General features: G+C 73.7%; 15 protein-coding genes. 10 read left to right on the top strand and 5 right to left on the bottom strand.

The features are described 5' to 3' along the window. Positions 1–58: 58 nt before the first annotated feature. Complete coding sequence (locus AC3D3D_RS14255; RefSeq protein WP_463663253.1) at positions 59–1828, bottom strand: bifunctional folylpolyglutamate synthase/dihydrofolate synthase; 1770 nt, start codon at positions 1826–1828, stop codon at positions 59–61. Positions 1829–1932: 104 nt separating this feature from the next. Between AC3D3D_RS14255 and AC3D3D_RS14250 the strand changes: the two genes are divergently transcribed. Further along, on the top strand, positions 1933–2280 hold the full coding sequence (locus tag AC3D3D_RS14250) for a nuclear transport factor 2 family protein (RefSeq protein WP_463663252.1): 348 nt from the start codon (positions 1933–1935) through the stop codon (positions 2278–2280). A gap of 57 nt (positions 2281–2337) precedes the next feature. Here the strand turns inward: AC3D3D_RS14250 and AC3D3D_RS14245 are convergent, their stop codons facing one another. After that, positions 2338–3627, bottom strand: coding sequence for an alpha-amylase family protein (locus AC3D3D_RS14245; protein WP_463663251.1), 1290 nt, complete (start codon positions 3625–3627; stop codon positions 2338–2340). A gap of 184 nt (positions 3628–3811) precedes the next feature. On the opposite strand from AC3D3D_RS14245, the gene AC3D3D_RS14240 reads away from it, so the two are divergent. The 4 genes from AC3D3D_RS14240 to nadC all read left to right on the top strand — a co-directional run bounded on the left by AC3D3D_RS14240 (position 3812) and on the right by nadC (position 8337). Continuing rightward, a complete protein-coding gene (locus AC3D3D_RS14240) occupies positions 3812–4708 on the top strand; it encodes an NUDIX hydrolase (RefSeq protein ID WP_463663250.1) in 897 nt (298 codons plus the stop codon). A 217-nt stretch (positions 4709–4925) separates the two neighbouring features. Beyond that, positions 4926–5903, top strand: a complete 978-nt coding sequence (nadA, locus tag AC3D3D_RS14235) for a quinolinate synthase NadA (protein WP_463663249.1) — start codon at positions 4926–4928, stop codon at positions 5901–5903. Then, a complete protein-coding gene (locus tag AC3D3D_RS14230; RefSeq protein WP_463663248.1) occupies positions 5900–7495 on the top strand; it encodes an L-aspartate oxidase in 1596 nt (531 codons plus the stop codon). Before nadA ends, AC3D3D_RS14230 begins: the two co-directional genes overlap by 4 nt. Then, a complete protein-coding gene (gene nadC / locus AC3D3D_RS14225; protein ID WP_463663247.1) occupies positions 7492–8337 on the top strand; it encodes a carboxylating nicotinate-nucleotide diphosphorylase in 846 nt (281 codons plus the stop codon). Before AC3D3D_RS14230 ends, nadC begins: the two co-directional genes overlap by 4 nt. 20 nt (positions 8338–8357) lie before the next feature. Here nadC and ileS read toward each other — a convergent pair whose 3' ends face one another. Next, complete coding sequence (ileS, locus tag AC3D3D_RS14220) at positions 8358–11642, bottom strand: isoleucine--tRNA ligase (protein ID WP_463663246.1); 3285 nt, start codon at positions 11640–11642, stop codon at positions 8358–8360. A gap of 350 nt (positions 11643–11992) precedes the next feature. Between ileS and AC3D3D_RS14215 the strand changes: the two genes are divergently transcribed. The 3 genes from AC3D3D_RS14215 to AC3D3D_RS14205 all read left to right on the top strand — a co-directional run bounded on the left by AC3D3D_RS14215 (position 11993) and on the right by AC3D3D_RS14205 (position 14701). Then, a complete protein-coding gene (locus AC3D3D_RS14215; RefSeq protein WP_463663245.1) occupies positions 11993–12823 on the top strand; it encodes a hypothetical protein in 831 nt (276 codons plus the stop codon). Positions 12824–12932: 109 nt separating this feature from the next. Continuing rightward, positions 12933–13688 (top strand): hypothetical protein, encoded by a 756-nt coding sequence (locus AC3D3D_RS14210; protein ID WP_463663244.1) that lies wholly within the window; start codon positions 12933–12935, stop codon positions 13686–13688. Between the two features lie 173 nt (positions 13689–13861). Then, positions 13862–14701: a PepSY domain-containing protein gene (locus AC3D3D_RS14205; RefSeq protein ID WP_463663243.1), complete on the top strand. Its 840-nt coding sequence runs from the start codon at positions 13862–13864 to the stop codon at positions 14699–14701. 57 nt (positions 14702–14758) lie between these two features. Here AC3D3D_RS14205 and AC3D3D_RS14200 read toward each other — a convergent pair whose 3' ends face one another. Then, the gene (locus AC3D3D_RS14200; protein WP_463663242.1) at positions 14759–15448 is read right to left on the bottom strand and encodes a LuxR C-terminal-related transcriptional regulator; all 690 of its coding nucleotides are present in this window, start codon (positions 15446–15448) and stop codon (positions 14759–14761) included. Then, a complete protein-coding gene (locus AC3D3D_RS14195) occupies positions 15445–16392 on the bottom strand; it encodes a sensor histidine kinase (RefSeq protein ID WP_463663241.1) in 948 nt (315 codons plus the stop codon). The genes AC3D3D_RS14200 and AC3D3D_RS14195 overlap by 4 nt, the downstream gene beginning before the upstream one ends. A 131-nt stretch (positions 16393–16523) precedes the next feature. Between AC3D3D_RS14195 and AC3D3D_RS14190 the strand changes: the two genes are divergently transcribed. Both AC3D3D_RS14190 and AC3D3D_RS14185 read left to right on the top strand, forming a co-directional pair. Beyond that, positions 16524–17225 carry an ABC transporter ATP-binding protein gene (locus tag AC3D3D_RS14190; RefSeq protein WP_463663240.1) on the top strand — a complete coding sequence of 234 codons (702 nt, stop codon included), beginning with the start codon at positions 16524–16526 and terminating at the stop codon, positions 17223–17225. Beyond that, positions 17222–18622: an ABC transporter permease family protein gene (locus AC3D3D_RS14185; protein WP_463663239.1), complete on the top strand. Its 1401-nt coding sequence runs from the start codon at positions 17222–17224 to the stop codon at positions 18620–18622. Before AC3D3D_RS14190 ends, AC3D3D_RS14185 begins: the two co-directional genes overlap by 4 nt. The last annotated feature ends 53 nt before the right edge of the window (positions 18623–18675 follow it).

Below are 18675 nucleotides of genomic sequence, written 5' to 3'. Positions count from 1 at the left end.
CCATCCTGCCGCCTGCGGTGTCCGGCGTCACGCCCGTCCGCCCGCGGTGGACGGATTCTCAGCCGCGGGTGTGGCCGGTGACCTCGCGGGCACGTCCAGCGAGCACGACGGACCCGACGACGACGACCGCGGTCCTCGTCACCAGCTCCTCGTGGTCAGCCTCCGCCAGGGTCGCGGCCCGGTCGATGGCCTCGTCCAGCCGGGGTACGAGGTGCACGCGGTCCTCGCCGAAGACCTCGCGGGCGACCTCGGCCAGCTCCTCGGCGGGCATCGCCCGATCGGTGCCGGCGTCGGTGACGACGATCTCGTCGAGCACCGGCTCGAGCTCGCCGAGGATCGCCTCGACCTCCTTGTCGTACATCACCCCGACGACGCCGACGACGTGCTCGAGGTCGAAGGCCTCCGCCAGGCCCTCACGGAAGGCCTCGACGCCGGCGGGGTTGTGCGCGGCGTCGACGATGACTAGCGGGGAGGCCCGCACGACGTCGAGGCGTCCGGGCGAGGTGACGCCTGCGAAGGCCTGCTCGACGACGTCGCCGGCGAGCGCCCCGCCGCCGAAGAAGGACTCGGTCGCCGCCAGGGCGAGCAGCGCGTTCCGCGCCTGGTGGGCGCCGTGCAGGGGCAGGAAGAGTCCCTCGTAGACGCCGGCGGGTGTGCGCAGGGTGAGGACCTGCCCGCCGACGGCGAGCTCGCGGTCCATCACCTCGAGGTCGACGCCCTCGCGGACGAGGCGCGCACCCGCGGCGGCCGCGGCGCTGAGGAGGATGCCCTCGACCTCCTCGTGCTGCCGCGCCGCGACGACGGTGGCGCCCTCCTCGATGATCCCCACCTTCTCGTTGGCGATCTCCTCGAGCGTGCTGCCGAGCCATCGGGTGTGGTCGCGCTCGACGGTGGTGAGGACGGCGACCTGGCCGCGGGCGACGTTGGTGGCGTCCCACCGGCCGCCGAGCCCGACCTCGACGACGGCGGCGTCGACCGGGGCGTCCGCGAAGGCCGCGAAGCCGAGCACGGTGAGGAGCTCGAAGAAGCTGAGCCGCTTGCCGCCGGCCTCGACGTGCCGCTCGTCGATGAGGTCGATGTACGGGGCGACCTCGTGGTAGCCGGCGAGGAAGTCGGGCGTCCTGATGGGGGCGCCGTCGACGGAGATGCGCTCGCGGATCGTGTGCAGGTGCGGGGAGGTGAAGCGGCCGGTGCGCAGGCCGCGCTCGCGCAGGAGGGCCTCGATCATGCGGGCGGTCGAGGACTTGCCGTTGGTGCCGGTGAGGTGGATGACCGGGTAGGCGTCCTGCGGGTTGCCGAGCAGGTCGAGGGCCTCGACGACGCGATCGAGGCTGGGCTGGACGTCGTGCTCGGGGGCGCGCGCGACGATCTGCGCGGTGAGCTCGGCCAGCGCCGCCTCCTCCTCGTCGGTGCCGCGGCCGGAGGGGTCGGTGGCGGGCTGGTCGAGGTCGTCGAGGTCGCTGTCGACGCGGCCGAGATCGTCGGGGTCGCGGGGGTCGCCGTCAGGGTCGATGCGCTCGTCGTCGCTGACGAAGAGCTCCTCGTAGTCGTCGTCGAACTCCGCGTCGCGGCCGGCCTCGCCGGCGATCTCGCGCACGACGTCGTCGTCCGGGCCGCCGAACAGCCCCGAGCGGAGCACGGTCTGCAGGTCGGACTCGCGCTCCTCGTCCTCCGCGCGGGCCACCTCGAGCCGCTCGGCGAGCTCCGGGTCAGTCTGCTCGTCGGCGGCGGCGATGGCCTCGTCGAGCGTCGGGAAGGACGCGCCGAGGGCCGGGTCGTCGCCGGACTCGGCGTCGTCGGGGCTCTGTGTTCCGCCGGGGGTGCTCACCTCCCGATCCTCCCACGCCCCGCCCACACCCCCAGATCCGCCGAGCACGTGGGAGAGCGGGGAGGCCGGTTCCGCCCACGGCCGGGCTGCGGCACGATGGGTCGATGAGCATCGCCGAGGATCTCGTCCGCCGCCACGTCGAGGCGTTCAACAGCGGCGACGCCGACGCCCTGCTCGCGGACTTCGCCCCCGAGGCCACCTGGGTCACCGGCGAGTACTCGGTGCCCAGCCACGAGCTGCGCCCGTTCTTCGAGGAGGCGATGCGCTCGCTGCGCCCGCACCTGACGCTCACCCGCATCATCGACGGCGGACATGCCGTCGCCGTCGAGATGATCGAGACCTGGACCCACGACGGCGAGGAGAAGACCGCCGCCCTGGTCAGCGTGTTCGACCTGGTCGCCGGGCGGATCTCCCGGGCGAAGATCTACCGCGAGGGCAGCGCCGACGCCTGACGCGAGCGCCGGGGACGCACCCGACGGGGCCTGGCGCCTCTCGTCACTGCCCGACCGTCACAGCCCGACGGCGAGCAGCACCTCACCGCTACCGCCGTCGTCGCCGGCACCCGCACGCACGACGGCGCTCGGCTCGCCGTCGAGGTCGAGCTCGACCCGCAGGCGCTGCCCCTCCTCCCCGACGGCGTCGTAGACGTAGCGGGTGTTCGTCAGCTCGACCGTCTCCGTGCGTGCGCGCGTCAGCCAGGCGTGCCGGCGGCGCAGCGCGATGAGGTCCTGGTGGAGCCGAAGCATCTCCGCAGCAGCAGGCTCCAGCGACTCCGGCGCGGGCGGCGTCGGCGGGAAGATCGGGCGCACCTCGTCGTCGCCGCCGAGCCTTTCCTCCTTGAGCCCCTCCCACGCGTACTCGTCGCCGGCGTAGATCGAGGGGATCCCGCCGACGGTGAGGAGCACGACAGCTGCGAGCGCCGCCCTGTCGGCCCCGACCTGCGTGGCGATGCGGGTGGTGTCGTGGTTGCCGACGAAGGTCTGCGGGACGAACGCGTCGAGGAACGCGTTGTGCCGCTGCACCGTCCAGTCGAGCTCGAAGAAGTTGGCCTCCTTGATCGAGCTCCAGGTCGCCTTCCACAGCTCGTACTCGGTGACGGTGTCGAGCGTGCCGGCGCGGACGATCTCGGCGTAGTCGCCGTGGATGACCTCCCCGAGGAACCAGGCCTGCGGGAACCGCTCGCGCACGCGGGGCAGGACGCGCGCCCAGAACTCGATCGGGACGGCGTAGGCGGCGTCGAGGCGCCAGCCGTCCACGCCGCGCTCGAGCCAGTGGCACATCACCTCGACGACGAGCTCCTCGACCTCCGGCGCCCCGTGGTCGAGCGCCACGAGCGAGCCGTGCCCCTCGAAGTCCTCCGCGACGGGCTCCTCCCCGGAGTAGTCGATGCGGAAGTAGGCGGCCTCCGGGCTGTCGGGCCCGCCCTCGAGCGCGGCGCGGTAGAGCGGGTGCCCGGCCCCGACGTGGTTGAACACGCCGTCGAGGAGGACCCGGATCCCGCGCGTGCGGCACTCGGCCACCAGGTGGTCGAGGTCGGCGTCGTCCCCGAGGCGCGGGTCGATACGGAGGTGGTCGAGGGTGTCGTAGCCGTGGGTCTCGGACTCGAAGATCGGCCCCAGCAGCAGGCCGTTCGCCCCGAGCCCGACGACGTGGTCCAGCCAGGCGGTCAGGTGCCCCAGGCGGTGGTCCGGCTCGGCCTCGACGGCGGCGCGCTCGTCCTCGGTGGGCCGCACCGGGGCACCGGTGAACCCGAGCGGGTACACATGCCACCAGATCGCGTGCTCGCTCCAGTCGCTCATGAGGTCACTCTGCCCTGATCAGGGCGTCGTGGCGACCACCCGCGACTTCTCGGGAGGCGTCACCCACCCGGCGCGCACGTCGTTCGTCGCCGATCGCCGCCGACCGGCGCAGGACCAGGCCTGGAGCACCACGGCCCGGTCGCGTGACGCGGCATGATGGTCCTGGTCCGAGAAGGGAGGGTCCATGGCCGAGGTGGCCGAGCAGGTGGAGGCCGAGCTGGTCGCCGTCATCACGGCGGTCCACGACGGCGAACCACTGGCCCTGACCACCGAGGGCGGGCGACGGCTGCCGTCGGGACCGCTGCAGACCGAGCACCGGTCGATGCAGGCCGGGATGCGCTCGTGGGTGACCCGGCAGACCGGGCACGACCTCGGGTACGTCGAGCAGCTCTACACGTTCGCCGACCGTCGGCGCGCGCCCCACCCGGCCCTGGAGATCTCCTACCTCGGGCTCACGACGGTCGCCTCCCCCACCGACGCGTGGGTGAGCTGGCTGGCGTACTTCCCCTGGGAGGACCGTCGCGCGGAAGCCGACCTCGTCGAGGACCACCTCGCACCCCTGCTGGGCCGCTGGGCCGATGAGCCGGCGGACCCGGAGCTGGCCGAGCGACGGCGACTGCGGTGCGCCGTCACCTTCGGCCTGGACGGTCAGCCGTGGCTGCCGGGGATGGCACTCCAGCGCTACGAGCTGCTCTACGAGGTCGGGCTGGTCCCCGAGGCCGGGGCGGACGCCGACCCCGAGGTGACCGGGCGGGCGATGGAGCGCGACCACCGCCGCATCCTCGCCACCGGGATCGGGCGGCTGCGCGCGAAGATCCAGTACCGGCCGGTGATCTTCGAGCTCGTCCCGGAGTCGTTCACGCTCGGTCGGCTGCAGGCCACCGTCGAGGCGGTGGCCGGACACCATCTGCACAAGCAGAACTTCCGCCGTCTCGTCGAGCACCAGGAGCTGGTCGAGGAGACCGGACAGCTGGACCACTCCACAGGCGGCCGCCCGGCGAAGCTGTTCCGGTTCCGTCGCGCGGTCCTCGACGAGCGCGAGGCCGCGGGGACGAAGCTCCCGATCGTCCGTTCGCGCTGACGCCCGGCGACGCCGCCACCCCGCACCGGCGCCCGACAGCACCCACGCTCCACAGCTTCGCTGCCGCAGCGTCCCGCCGCGCCGCTTCACGCGGACGTGCCCTCACCGCCCCGCTAGTTGTGCTCAGCGCGAGCATTCTTTATGCTCATCGTGAGCATCACTTATGCTCAGCACGAGCATCACTAGCGGTCACCGACGACCAGGCAGGGAAGACACGATGACGACGGTCAGCATCAGCACCGACGCCCTCTACGAGCGGGTCCGTGGATCCGTGCCGCGCGTGGAGTGGGCGACGATGGAGGACGACGTCGCGGCGATCTGGCGGCTCAAGGCCGAGCGCAACGCGGTGATCCTCGCGCACAACTACCAGACCCCGGAGATCTTCCACGGGGTGGCCGACATCGTCGGGGACTCCCTCGCCCTGGCGCGGGAGGCGCAGGACGTCGACGCCGACGTCATCGTGCTGGCCGGCGTCCACTTCATGGCCGAGACGGCGAAGCTGCTCAACCCGTCCCGGACCGTGCTCGTGCCCGACCTGCGCGCCGGTTGCTCGCTGGCCGAGTCCATCACCGCCGCCGACGTCCGCAGCCTGCGGGCCCAGCACCCGGGCGTCCCCGTCGTCACCTACGTCAACACCTCGGCGGACGTGAAGGCCGAGTCCGACATCTGCTGCACGTCCGGCAACGCCGTGAAGGTCATCGAGTCCCTCGGCGTGGACCGGGTGATCATGATCCCCGACGAGTATCTCGCCCAGAACATCGCCCGCCAGACCGGCGTCGAGGTCATCACCTGGGCCGGCCGCTGCGAGGTCCACGAGCGTTTCACGCCCGGCGACATCGCCCAGGTCCGCCGCGACCACCCCGGCGTCGTCGTGGTCAGCCACCCGGAGTGCCCGCCCGACGTCGTCGACGTCTCCGACATGTCCGGCTCCACCGCCCAGATGATCGACTTCGTCCAGGACCGCCGCCCCCGCCAGGTCGCGCTCATCACCGAGTGCTCGATGAGCGACAACATCGCGGCCGCCTCCCCCGGCGTGGAGTTCGTCCGCCCGTGCAACCTGTGCCCGCACATGAAGCGCAACAACCTCGGCAACATCCGCCTCGCCCTGGAGGAGATGCGCCACGAGGTGACGATCGACCCCGACGTCGCCGTGCGCGCCCGCGCCGCCGTCGACCGCATGCTCGCGGTCCGATGAGCGACGAATGGCTACGGAGCGGCGACCGGCCGGTCATCGTCGGCGCCGGGCTCGCCGGTCTTCTCACCGCGCTGCGCCTGGCCCCGACGCCGTGCCTCGTCCTCAGCGCCGGGCCGCTCGGTGCGGACAGCTCGACCGGACTCGCCCAGGGCGGGATCGCCGCGGCCGTGGCGCCCGGTGACTCGCCGGCGCTCCACGCCCTCGACACCCTGGCTGCGGGCACGGGCCTCGGCGAGCGGGATGCCGTCGAGCGCGTGACGGTCGGGGCCGCCGAGGCCCTCACCTACCTCGTGGGGCTCGGCGCCGCGTTCGACCGGGACGACGACGGCGCCTTGCTGCTCGGCCTGGAGGGGGCCCACAGTCGTCATCGCATCGCGCACGCGGGCGGCGACGCCACCGGGCGCGAGCTGCTGCGGGCCGCGACGGCCGCCGTTCGCCACGCCCCCTCGGTCACGGTGCTCAAGCACGCGCGGGCGATCCGGGTCGTCGTCGAGGACGGCGCCGTCCGCGGCGTCGAGATCGAGCGGGACGGTGGCCGCACCATCCTCCCGACCGACCGGGTCGTCATCGCCACCGGTGGGATCGGCGGCCTGTTCGCGCACTCGACCAACCCCTCCTCCTCACGCGGCCAGGGCCTCGCGCTCGCGGCGCGGGCCGGCGCGGTGCTGCGGGACCTGGAGATGGTCCAGTTCCACCCCACCGCGCTCGACGTCGAGCTCCGTCCGATGCCTCTGGTCAGCGAGGCGCTCCGTGGCGCAGGAGCCCGCCTGGTCGATGCCTCCGGCCGCGATCTGCCGGGAGACCCGCTCGCCGCACGCGACGTCGTCGCTCGCCGGGTGTGGACGCACGTGGCCGCAGGCCGGCGCGTCTTCCTCGACGCCCGCGACGTCCCGGAGGTCGCCGAGCGCTTCCCGACTGTCACCGCCGCGTGCCGGGCGGCGGGGATCGACCCGGCGCGCGACCTGCTTCCCGTCAGGCCTGCCGCGCACTATCAGATGGGCGGCGTCGCGGTCGACGAGCACGGGCGCAGCACGGTGCCGGGGCTGTGGGCGGTCGGTGAGGTGGCGAGCACCGGCCTGCACGGCGCCAACCGGCTCGCCTCGAACTCGCTCCTCGAGGCGGCGGTGTGCTCGAGCTGGGTGGCCGACGACGTCGCGCGCAGCCGTGGCGAACGCGCGGATCCGCGGGTCCGTGCCGGCCGGAACGACCACGCCCCTGCCGAGGGAATCGAGGGCCCGGCGTCCACACTCCCGCTCACCGCGCCCCATCTCGGGCATCGCGGACCGGTGCGGCACACTCCCGACGCGCTCGGTCTCGCGAAGGTGCGCGACCTCGTGTCCTCCGCCGTCGGCGTCGTGCGGGACGGTCCTACCCTGACCGCCGCCCGGGACCGGCTGCGCGCGGCCCACCTCGCCGATCCCGCCGACGACGACACGCTCGTCGCCCTCCTGCTCGTCACCGGCGCGCTGCGGCGCGAGGAGAGCCGCGGGGCGCACCACCGCACCGATCACCCCTCCCCCGCGCGGGCGGCCCACCAGGACCTCACCCTGGCCGACGCGTACGACCACGCCCTGGAACGGAGCACCGCATGAGGCACCTGCCGACCGTGATGATCGAACCGCTCGTCCGCGACGCCCTGCGCGAGGACCTCGGTCGCGCCGGCGACGTCACCACCGACTGGGTCGTGCCCGCCGACCGGGTCGCCACCGCGGAGCTCGTGGCGCGCGACCCCGGCGTCGTCGCCGGCACAGACATCGTCGTGCTCGCCTTCGGTCTGCTCGACCCGCGGGTGAGCGTCGACGTCGAGCGGCTCGACGGGACCGCCGTCGCGCCCGGCGACCGCATCGCCACGGTGACCGGTCCCGCCCGCGCGCTGCTGACCGCCGAGCGGGTGGCGCTGAACTTCCTCGGTCACCTCTCCGGCGTCGCGACGGCGACCGCCCAGATCGCCCAGGCGATCGACGGGACCGGCACGCGGGTGTGCTGCACCCGCAAGACCACCCCGGGTCTGCGGACGGTGGAGAAGCACGCCGTGGTCGCGGGCGGGGGCGTCAACCACCGCTTAGGGCTGGACGACGCCGTGCTCATCAAGGACAACCACGTCGCGCTGGCCGGTGGCGTCGGCGCCGCCGTCGCCCGGGTGCGCGAGGCGGCCGGCCACCTCGTGCCGATCGAGGTGGAGGTGGACACCCTCGATCAGCTCCGCGAGCTGCTCACCACGCCGGTCGACGCCGTCCTGCTCGACAACATGACGCCCGCCCAGCTGGCGGAGGCGGTCGGGCTCGTGGACGGCCGGATGGTCACCGAAGCCTCCGGTCGCCTCACCGCCGAGACCGCGCCGGCGGTCGCCGCCAGCGGCGTGGATCTGGTGTCAGCCGGCTGGCTGACCCACTCGGCACCGGTCCTCGACATCGGCCTGGACCTGACGGTCTGACCCGGAGGCCGCCGCCGGCGCTACCCGATCTTGCGCACCTGCGGGACGATCGCGTCGCCCTCACCGGCGGACACGGTCAGCTCGAGCGAGAGCGTCTCGTCCATGACGAGCTCGCGGTGCGCCTCGACCGCCGCCACCCGCGACTCCGGCACGGCGAGGTCCAGCGCGATCCGGTCCGACACGTGCAGGCCGGCGTTCTTGCGCTCGTCCTGGACGGCGCGCACGACGTCACGGGCGTACCCCTCGGCCGCCAGCTCGTCGTCGACCGTCGTGTCGAGGGCGACGAACCCGCCGCCCGGCAGGACGGCGGCGGCCACCTCCCCGGCCGCACCCTCGGCGACGTCGACCGTCGTCGTGCGCTCGACCTGGTGCGCCGCGAGCGCGACGGGCTCCCCGGCACCCTCAAGGCCGTCCGGGACCACCACGCCCGGGAAGCTCACGCCATCGGACTCGCCCTCGTCCCACTGACCCGCCTTCGCCGCGGCGAAGAGCTGGGAGGTGAGCCGGCGCAGCTCCTTCGGGAGCTCGCGCGGCAGGACCGCCAGCTCGGTACGCACCCGCAGCGCCGTCTGCTCCGGCGCGACGAGCTCGACGGAGCGCACGTTGACCTCCTGCGCGATGAGCGCCTCGTAGGGCGCCAGCGCACCCGGGTCCGCCACCGCCACGGTGAGCGTGCGCAGCGGCTGACGCACGCGGATCGACGCCGCCTTGCGCAGCGCGTGCGCGGCAGAGACCGCCTCCCGCACGGCGTCCATCGCCGCGACGATCTCCGGCGCCGCGACCGCCTCACCCAGCTCCGGCCAGTCGGTGAGGTGCACCGAACGTCCGCCGGTCAGGCCCCGCCAGACCTCCTCGGCGACCATCGGCGCGAGCGGCGCCATCACCCGGGTAAGCACCTCGAGCGCGGTGCGCAACGTGTCGAACGCGCCGCGGTCCTCGGCCCAGAACCGGTCGCGCGAGGTGCGCACGTACCAGTTGGTCAGCAGGTCGAGGTGCTCGCGCACGAGCTGGCACGAGCGCGGGACGTCGTAGTCGTCCAGCGCCGCGCCGACCTCGTCGGCCAGCGTCCCGGTCCGCGCCAGCAGGTAGCGGTCCATGACGTCCAACCGCGCCACCGCCGCCGGGTCGTCGAGGTCCACGCCGTCGGACACGTAGCCCGCCCCACCGTCGACCGTCCCCGCGTAGAGCGCGTAGAAGTACCAGGCGTTCCACAGCGGCAGGTGCACGTGCCGCACCACCTCGCGGATGCCCTCCTCGGTAACCACGAGGTTGCCGCCGCGCAGGATCGGGGAGGCCATGAGGAACCAGCGCATCGCGTCGGCCCCGTCGCGGTCGAGCACCTCGGACACGTCGGGGTAGTTGCGCAGCGACTTGCTCATCTTGCGCCCGTCGGAGCCGAGCACGATGCCGTGGCTGACCGAGGTGCGGAAGGCGGGCCGGTCGAACAGCGCCGTGGCCAGCACGTGCAGGGTGTAGAACCAGCCGCGCGTCTGCCCGATGTACTCCACGATGAAGTCGCCCGGGTAGTGGTGCTCGAACCACTCGGCGTTCTCGAACGGGTAGTGCACCTGGGCGAAGGGCATCGACCCGGAGTCGAACCAGACGTCGAGGATGTCGGGGATGCGCCGCATCGTCGACGCCCCGCTCGGGTCGTCGGGGTTGGGGCGGGTGAGCTCGTCGATGTAGGGCCGGTGCAGGTTCGGCTGCCCGTCCGGGCCCACCGGCAGGCGCCCGAAGTCGGCCTCGAGCTCGGCGAGCGAGCCGTAGACGTCGATGCGGGGGTGGGCGGGGTCGTCGCTCACCCACACGGGGATGGGCGTGCCCCAGTAGCGGTTGCGGGAGATCGACCAGTCGCGGGCGCCGGCGAGCCAGTTGCCGAAGATGCCGTCCTTGATGTGCTCGGGCACCCAGGTGATGTCCTGGTTGAGCTCGACCATCCGGTCGCGGAACTCGGTGACCCGCACGAACCAGCTGGTCACGGCCTTGTAGATGAGCGGCTGCCGGCAGCGCCAGCAGTGCGGGTAGGAGTGCACGTAGGAGGCGCGGCGCACGAGCAGCGCCCGCTCGGCGTCGGGGCGCGCCGCCAGGGGCCCGGTCCCGTCGCGCAGGTCGGTGATGATCGCCCTGTTGGCGTCGAAGACCTGCTGCCCGGCGTAGTCGGGGATCTCGGAGGTGAAGCGCCCGCCGGCGTCGACGGGGACGACCGGGCGGATCCCGGCGGCGTCGCAGACCGCCATGTCGTCCTCACCGAAGGCGGGGGCGAGGTGGACCAGCCCGGTGCCGTCCTCGGTGGTGACGAAGTCGCCGGGGATGATCTGCCAGGCGTTCTCGCCGGGGGCCTCCTCGGCGTCGCGCCCGGTGAAGTAGTCGAAGATCGGGGCGTAGCGACGCCCGGCCAGGTCGGCGCCGGTGAGCCGCTCGAGGACCTCGGGCTCCTCGCCGAGCTCCTTGGCGTAGGAGCCGAGCAGGGCGGCGGCGAGGACGACCCGCTCGCCGGCGGCCGGCCCCTCCGTGGGGCGGACCACGACGTAGTCGATCTGGGGCCCGACGGCGATCGCCAGGTTGGAGGGCAGCGTCCACGGGGTGGTGGTCCAGATGAGGGCGAGCTCGCCGGTCTCCAGGCGGACGCCGACGGTGACGGTGTCGTCCTGCCGCTCGGCGTAGACGTCGTCGTCCATCCGCAGCTCGTGGTTGGACAGCGGGGTCTGGTCGTTCCAGCAGTACGGCAGCACCCGGTAGCCCTCGTAGGCCAGCCCCTTGTCGTAGAGCCGCTTGAAGGCCCAGATCACCGACTCCATGTAGGTGACGTCGAGGGTCTTGTAGTCGTTGTCGAAGTTGACCCACCGGGCCATGCGGGTGACGTAGTCCTGCCACTCCCCCGTGTAGCGCAGGACGGAGTCGTGGCAGGCCTTGTTGAAGGCCTCGATGCCCATCTCGTCGATCTGGGACTTGTCGGTGATGCCGAGGATCCGCTCGGCCTCGAGCTCGGCGGGCAGTCCGTGGGTGTCCCAGCCGAAGCGGCGCTCCACCTTCCGCCCGCGCTGGGTCTGGAAGCGGGCGACGAGGTCCTTGACGTAGCTGGTGAGCAGGTGGCCGTAGTGCGGCAGGCCGTTGGCGAACGGCGGGCCGTCGTAGAAGACGAACTCGTTCTCGCCGTCGGTCCCGGCGTCGCGGTTGTCGATCGAGGCCTGGAAGGTGCCATCGGCCTGCCAGTGGGCGAGGACGGACTCCTCGATGCGGGGCAGGCGCGGCGAGGGGTCGACGTCGCCGTCGCGGTGGAGGGGGTACTTGCCCTGGGTGCTCATCGCGGTCCTTCTCGTCACGGGTTGCCTGCCGTGCGAGGACGACGCCGCCGCACCCGAGGGTGCGGACGCTGCCGCGGTACCACCCCGCTTGCCGCTCCCCCGCTCTCGCGCGGGCGCGGCCGCTCCGCATCGGCTGTCACGGGCCTGCCCCGTCCGGTTCTACTGAGGTCCTGCGGGCGGCGCACGGCCGGTTCGCGCGGGACCTGTTCTTCCGGAGGCTCGCCGGTGATACCCCGCTCGCGCGGGCCGGGTCGGTGCCTGTGCGCCGGAGTCTACCCGCCCCCGGCGAGGAGAGTCCTCTCCCCTGCGCCCGCGGGCGACCCCGCGTCCCCGTCGTTAGCGTCGACGGCATGCGCACCAGGACACGACACCAGGCACCCATCGCCCTCACGCTCGTCGCCATGCTGGGCACCGCGGCGTGCGGCGGCTCCGACGACACCGACCCCGAGGCCGCGCCCCGGCAGCCTCCCGCCGGCTCCGCGCCGGACCGGGTCCCTTCCGAGGACGCGGCCGCCGAGGAACCGAGCGACGACGCGGCGGAGGGCCCCGACCCGTCCGACGTGCCCGAGGAGTCCGACCCGGCGGAGCCCTCCGAGGAGGCGACCGAGGACCAGACCGAGGACACCGACTCGGACGACGGCGGGGCCGACGACCCGGCCGGGGCCCTGCCCGACACCGACGACGTGCTCGGCTCCCCCGCCGAGGCGGTCGACGCCCTCGAGGCGCGGATCACCGCCGCCGAGAACTCCAACCCGCTGTCGGTCGCCCAGGTCGAGGGCATCGAGGCCGCAGCCCGCGAGGCGGGTGCGGCGGAGAACAACGGCACCTCGTGGATGGTCGGCCTCTACCCCACCGACGAGATCGGGATCTACCAGGTCACGGTCTACACCCCCGGCCTCGTCGAGCTCTGGGAGGTCCCCGGGGACGGCAGCCAGGCCACCGACGCCGGGGACTCCGGGCTGGACCCGGCCGACCCGTCCTTCGCCGGCTGGCAGGTGCACGCCGGAGATGCCGCCCAGGCCGCCATGGACGCCGTCGGGGGCGTGTTCGTCCACCAGATCCACGTCCTCGAGGCCGCCAGCCCGGTCGTGGTGGTCGTCATCGAGACCCCGGGCGACCACATGGTCCGCGTCGGCATCGACGGCGTGACCGGCGAGCCGCTCAACGCCGTCGCGATCTGACAGGCAGGTCCGTCGTCGCGCGATCCGACCGGTGGGGAGGCCGCCCCTCGGGGGCGACCTCCCCACCTTTTCAGGTGGCGGGATGTGACCCGGCCCATACGGTGGTGGCATGGCTACCAGGCTCCGTTCCCTGACCGGTACGACGGCGGTCCTCGCGCTCGCGCTCACCCTGGGCGCCTGCGAGGGCGACGGCGAGTCGGCACCGCCGACCACGAGCGACCCCGCGCCCGAACCCGAGCCGCAACCGTCACCCTCCGACGAGGCACCCACCGATGAGCCCACGACGCCGGAGGCGCCTCCCACCGAGGAGACGCCCACCGAGGAGGCTCCGCCCGAGGACACGCCCACCGAGGAGGCCCCCTCCGAGGACCCGGGTGACGACGAGGGCGGGGACGTCGGCAGCTCGCACCCGACCGACGTCCCCGGCTCCGCCGAGCTGTTCGGGGCGATCGCGACCGTGCAGGACGCCCACCCCGAGGCCCAGGTCGTCGCCGTGAACTACAACGACACGAGCGAGTACCCCGAGGAGCCCGAGGGCAACGGCACCGTGGTCGAGGCGGTCAGCGGCGAGGAGCTGCTGACCATCACCCTCGACCCGTCCGGCGCGGTCGTCGACGAGACCTCGGCGCCCGCCGACGCAGAGATCCTCGGCCACCTCGACGTCGCGACGCTGACCATCGACGACGCCATCGAGCTGGCCCTCGCCGAGACCGGTCTCGGCGGCGGGGACTTCATCCTGCACAGCGTGTCCCTCACGGAGGTGTGGGAGGGCGACGCCGCATGGAACTTCCTGTTCTACGGCGCCCACGACTACTCCGTCGTCCTCGACGCCGTCACCGGGGAGAACGTCAGCCCGGTCGGCTGACGGGCACCGACGTCCGCCGGCGCGGCCCGCGCCGGCGGACCTGTGCTGTCCGCGCCGGTCGGACCGACCCAGCGCCCGCACACGCCCGCACCCGACGAGGGGAGTCCTGCCCCGTGGCAGCACTCCCCTCCTCGCCCCGGGAAATCGCACCGTGGCGCGGCTACGGTCGCGACATGTCCCCCCACCGCACCCCCTGGTCCCTCGCCGCCGTGGCCGGAATCGCACTGACGCTGAGCGCGTGCACCGGCGACCCGATCGCACCCTCCGACGCCCCCACCGAACCGGCCGGCCCCACCGAGGCGCCGTCGGACCCGTGCCCGGCCTGGCCGGACTGCGACGCCACGCCCGCACCACCCGCCGAGCTCCCGTCGACCGACGACGGGCTCGGGCTGCCCGACGACGCGTTCGACGCCGTCGACCGTGCGGTGCGCGACGCGGACGATGAGAGCCCGACCCTGGGCATCGCCGACATCGCGACCCTCGAGGAGCTCTCCCTCGGCGAGACCGGGCACCGGATCGCCTGGGTGATCGAGCACTCGACGATCGCGGGGAGCGAGGGCCGATACGACCAGGACGTGTGGCAGGTCTACACGGCTGATGCCGACGAGGTGAGCATCATCAGCTGGCCCGCCCCGCTCGACCCGGACCCGCACGCCTGGGAGCCGCTCGAGACCGAGACGTTCGGCAGCGAAGAGCTGGACGCCGGCGCCGAGGAGCAGCTGGGCGCCCACGAGGTCAGCCTCACGGATGCCGCGGCGTCAGCGGTGGCCGCACGCCCGGGGAGCATCGTCATCGTCGCCACGACCGACGACGTGTCGGCCCGCCCGTTCCTCGCGGTCGGGATCCTCCAGGACGACGGGACCGCGCTCCGGGTGACCGTCGACGCCGCCACCGGTGAGGTGCTCAACGCGGTGCCGGTCGGCGACGGCGAGTCGGACGGCGGATCGGACGGCGGGTCCCAGGGCAACCGCGACGGGAGTGCCGAGCCCGACGCTGGGCCCACGACCACCTGACGGGAGGTCGGGGGCGACCTCTCCCCCACCCAGTGACTCCGCACGTCGAGGGGCCGCTCAGCCGCCCACGGCCGTGAGGTAGGCGAGCACCGCGCGCACGCGGCGGTTCTCCTCGTTCGCCGCGAGCCCCAGCCCGCTGAACACGTTGGAGACATGCTTGGCCACCGCGCCGGAGGAGAGGAAGAGGCGCTCCGCGATCTGCTGGTTGCTCAGCCCGCCGGCCATGAGTTCGAGCACCTCCCGCTCGCGCGGCGTGAGGTCGTCCAGCGCGGTCCGGCGCCCGGCCACGAGGCGGGAGACGACGTCGGGGTCGGCCACGACGCCGCCGGCGGCGACGATCCCCAGCGAGCGCATGAAGTCCGCGACCCGGGCGACCCGCTCCTTGAGCAGGTACCCCAGGCCGCCGACCTCCGCGCGCACGGCGGCCGAGGGGTCCGACAACGGGGCGAACAGCTCGGCGGCGTAGGCCGGGGCCGCGTACTGGGACAGCACGAGGATCCCGACGTGCGGGTGCGCGGCGCGGATGCGGGCGGCCGCGCGCAGCCCGTCCTCGCCGTCGCCGGGCGGCATCCGCACGTCGGTGACGACGACGTCGATCTCCTCGCCCTCGCCGACCAGCCGGGTGACGACGGCCTCGAGCTCGGTCGCGCTCGCCGCCTGAGCGAGGACCTCGTGGCCCTGGCGCTCGAGGATGCCCACCAGCCCCTCGCGCAGCAGGGCGGCATCGTCCGCGACGACCAGTCTCATGAGCGTTCCCCCAGCTCGACGACGACGGCCGCGTCCCCCTGGTCGAGCAGCAGGGGGACGTGGGCGGAGACGATGGTCGGTCCGCCGTCGGGGCTGGAGACCTCCAGCCGGCTCCCGACGGCGGCGAGCCGCTCGGCCATCCCGGCAAGTCCGCGGCCGGGCACGATCGCGGCCCCGCCCGGGCCGTCGTCGACGATCGAGACGTGCATGGCGTCGTCGACTGCGAGCAGGACGGTGACCGAGGCGTCCGGGGCGTGCTTGGCCACGTTCGTCAGCGCCTCGCTGACGACGAAGTAGGCCACGGCCGCCACCCCCTCGGGCACGCTCGGCAGCGGGTGCGGCACGGTGACGGACACCGTCAGCGCGGATCGTTCGGCCAGGTCGCGGACGGCGGCCTCCAGGCCCCGGTCGGACAGCACCGTGGGGTGGATGCCGGAGACGGTCTCGCGCAGGGCGGCCAGCGCCCGGTCGGCGTCGTCCTGGGCGGCCTCGAGCAGGCGCGCGGCCTCGCCGAGCCGGTCGTCTTCCGCAGCCTCCGACGTCGCCGCCTCGACGAGCATGGCCGCCTCGCCGAGCTTCATGCCGGCGGTGACGAGGTGCTGCTGGGCGCCGTCGTGCAGGTCCCGCTCGATGCGGCGGCGCTCGAGCTCGAAGGCCGCGACGATCTCGCGGCGCGAGGTCCGCAGCTCGGCCACCTTCCGGGCCCACTCGGGCACGTCGGGCAGGTCCTCGGCGAAGGGCTTGCGCCGCTCGAGGCGCAGCAGAGCGGCGATCGTCAGCCCGATCCACGCGCACGTGAGCACCCCGGCGAACACCCCCCAGGGGCCCTGGCTCGTCGTCGCGAGGAGCCCGAGCACGATGCCCACGCCCGCGAGGAGCCCGACGCCGACCTGCAGCCAGAACAGTCGGCGCGCGGCGCGCTCGGGTCGGCTCAGGCGGGGCACCGGGCCACGGTAGCCGGACCGCGGCGCCGGTACCGCCACGGGCAGGTCCACCGCCCGGGTGGTGCTGGCACCACCCCAGGTCGGCACCGGGCACCATGGGACTTCGACGTCGACGGCGGTGAGGTAGAGGCATGACACAGCACAACGCACCAGCACCCCTGCTCGCCTCCGACCTCACCGCCACCTACGGCCAGGTCCGCGCCCTGGCCGGGGTGAGCATCGCGGTCCCGGCCGGCCAGTCGCTGGCCGTCATGGGCCCCTCCGGGTCCGGCAAGACCACCCTGCTGCACTGCCTGGCCGGCATCCGCACGCCCGACGGCGGCGAGGTCCGCCTCGGCGACACGGTCGTGTCCTCCCTCGACGACGCCTCCCGCTCCCGCCTGCGCCGCGAGCGCCTCGGCTTCGTCTTCCAGGACGGTCAGCTCGTGCCCGAGCTCTCCGCCGAGGAGAACGTCGCGCTGCCGCTCATGCTCGGCGGCGCCCCGCGCGCCGAGGCGCTGCGCACCGCCGTCGGTTGGCTCGAGCGGCTCGGCATCGGGCACGCGGCCGGCCGCCGCCCCGGGGAGATGTCCGGTGGGCAGGCCCAGCGCGTCGCCGTCGCCCGCGCGATGGTCCACTCCCCCTCGGTCGTCTTCGCCGACGAGCCCACCGGGGCGCTGGACCAGGCCACCGGCCACGAGGTCATGCAGATCCTCACCACCACGACCCGGATGAGCGGGGCCACCCTCGTGGTCGTCACCCACGACACCCGGGTGGCCGGCTGGTGCGAGCGGCTCGTCGAGCTGCGCGACGCCATGATCCACTCCGACACGAAGGCGGAGGTCGCCCGATGAGCACCACCCTCTCCCTGGCACCCCGCCTGGCGATCGCCCGCATGCGCGGCGCGCGCACGGGCGCCACCCTCGACGTCCTGGCCGTCATCGCCTTCGCGGTCAGCTCCTTCCTCGCCCTGACCGTCGTCGGCGGCACGTGGATGTTCGTCACCCGGTTCCGCGAGGTCCCCGCCTCCGTCCTCGAGGGCATGCAGCTCGACCCGACGTGGGCGGCCGACCAGCTGCAGTTCTACGTGGTGCTCGCCGCCATCGCCTGCGCGCTGCTCGTCCTGCCCGTGCTGGGGCTCGGCGCCGCCGCCTCGCGCCTCGGTGCCCGCGGACGGTCCCGCCGACTGGCGTCCCTGCGGCTGGTCGGCATGACCGGCGGCGAGGTCGTCTCGCTCTCCGTCGTCGAGACCCTCGTCCAGGCCGCGCTCGGCACCGTGGTCGGCGCCGCCCTCTGGTTCGCCTCGCTGCCCCTTTGGGGAGCGGTCTCCTTCCACGGCGTGCCGATCGGCACGGGCGAGATGCTCATGCCCTGGTGGCTGGGCGTCGCGACCGTCGTCGTCCTCCTCGCCCTGGCGGCCCTGTCCACGGTGGTGGGCCTGCAGCGCGTGCGGATCAGCCCGCTCGGCGTCGCCGCCCAGCAGGTGCCGCCGCGGCTGAAGATGTGGCGCCTGGTCGTCATGGTCGCCGCCGTGCTCGCCTTCGCCCTGCTCTCGCAGTCCTTCAGCGACTTCATCTCCGCCTCCGAGGTGTTCGGCTACGCCTTCCTCATCGGGATGATGATGCTCGTGGTCGGCGCCCTCAACCTCGTGGGGCCCTGGGTGCTGCAGCTGGTCGCCCGGCCCCTGGCCGTCACCTCCTCGGTGCCGCGGCTGCTGGCCGCCCGGCGCATCGTCGACGACCCGCGGGCCGCGTGGCGCAACGTCTCCGGCGTGGCGCTGCTGGGCATGATCGCCGCCTTCGCCGCGCTCCTGCCCTCCGACGCCGACGCCCTCGGTGCTCAGCGGGCCGACATGGTCATGACGGCCGACATCCGCACCGGCGTCATCATCACCCTCGCCGTCGGGCTCGTCGTCGCCGCGACCTCGACCCTGGTCAACCAGGCCTCCACGGTCGTCGACCGGGCCGACGAGTCGGTGGCGATGGACCGGGCCGGGACGCCGCGCCCCGTGTTCGGTGCGGTGCGCCGCCACCAGGTCCTCGTGCCGCTGGTGGTCACCCTGGCGATCTCGCTCGGCGTCGGGACGCTCCTGTCGGTGCCGTTCCTCGCCGTCGCCCGGCCGAGCACCACGGGCATCCTCGTGGTGGCCCTGACGGTGGTGGTGGGCGTGCTGCTCACGCTGGCCGCCGCCGAGGCCTGCCGGCCCCTGCAGTCGACGGTGCTCGACACCCAGCGCCGCCGCAACGACTGACCCGGCACCCTGGACCCGCCCCGAGCCCGCCCCCTCCCGCACGTCCGGGAGGG

The sequence above is a fragment of the Georgenia sp. X1117 genome, assembly GCF_057784635.1.
This window is presented reverse-complemented; position numbering and strand designations above follow the sequence as displayed.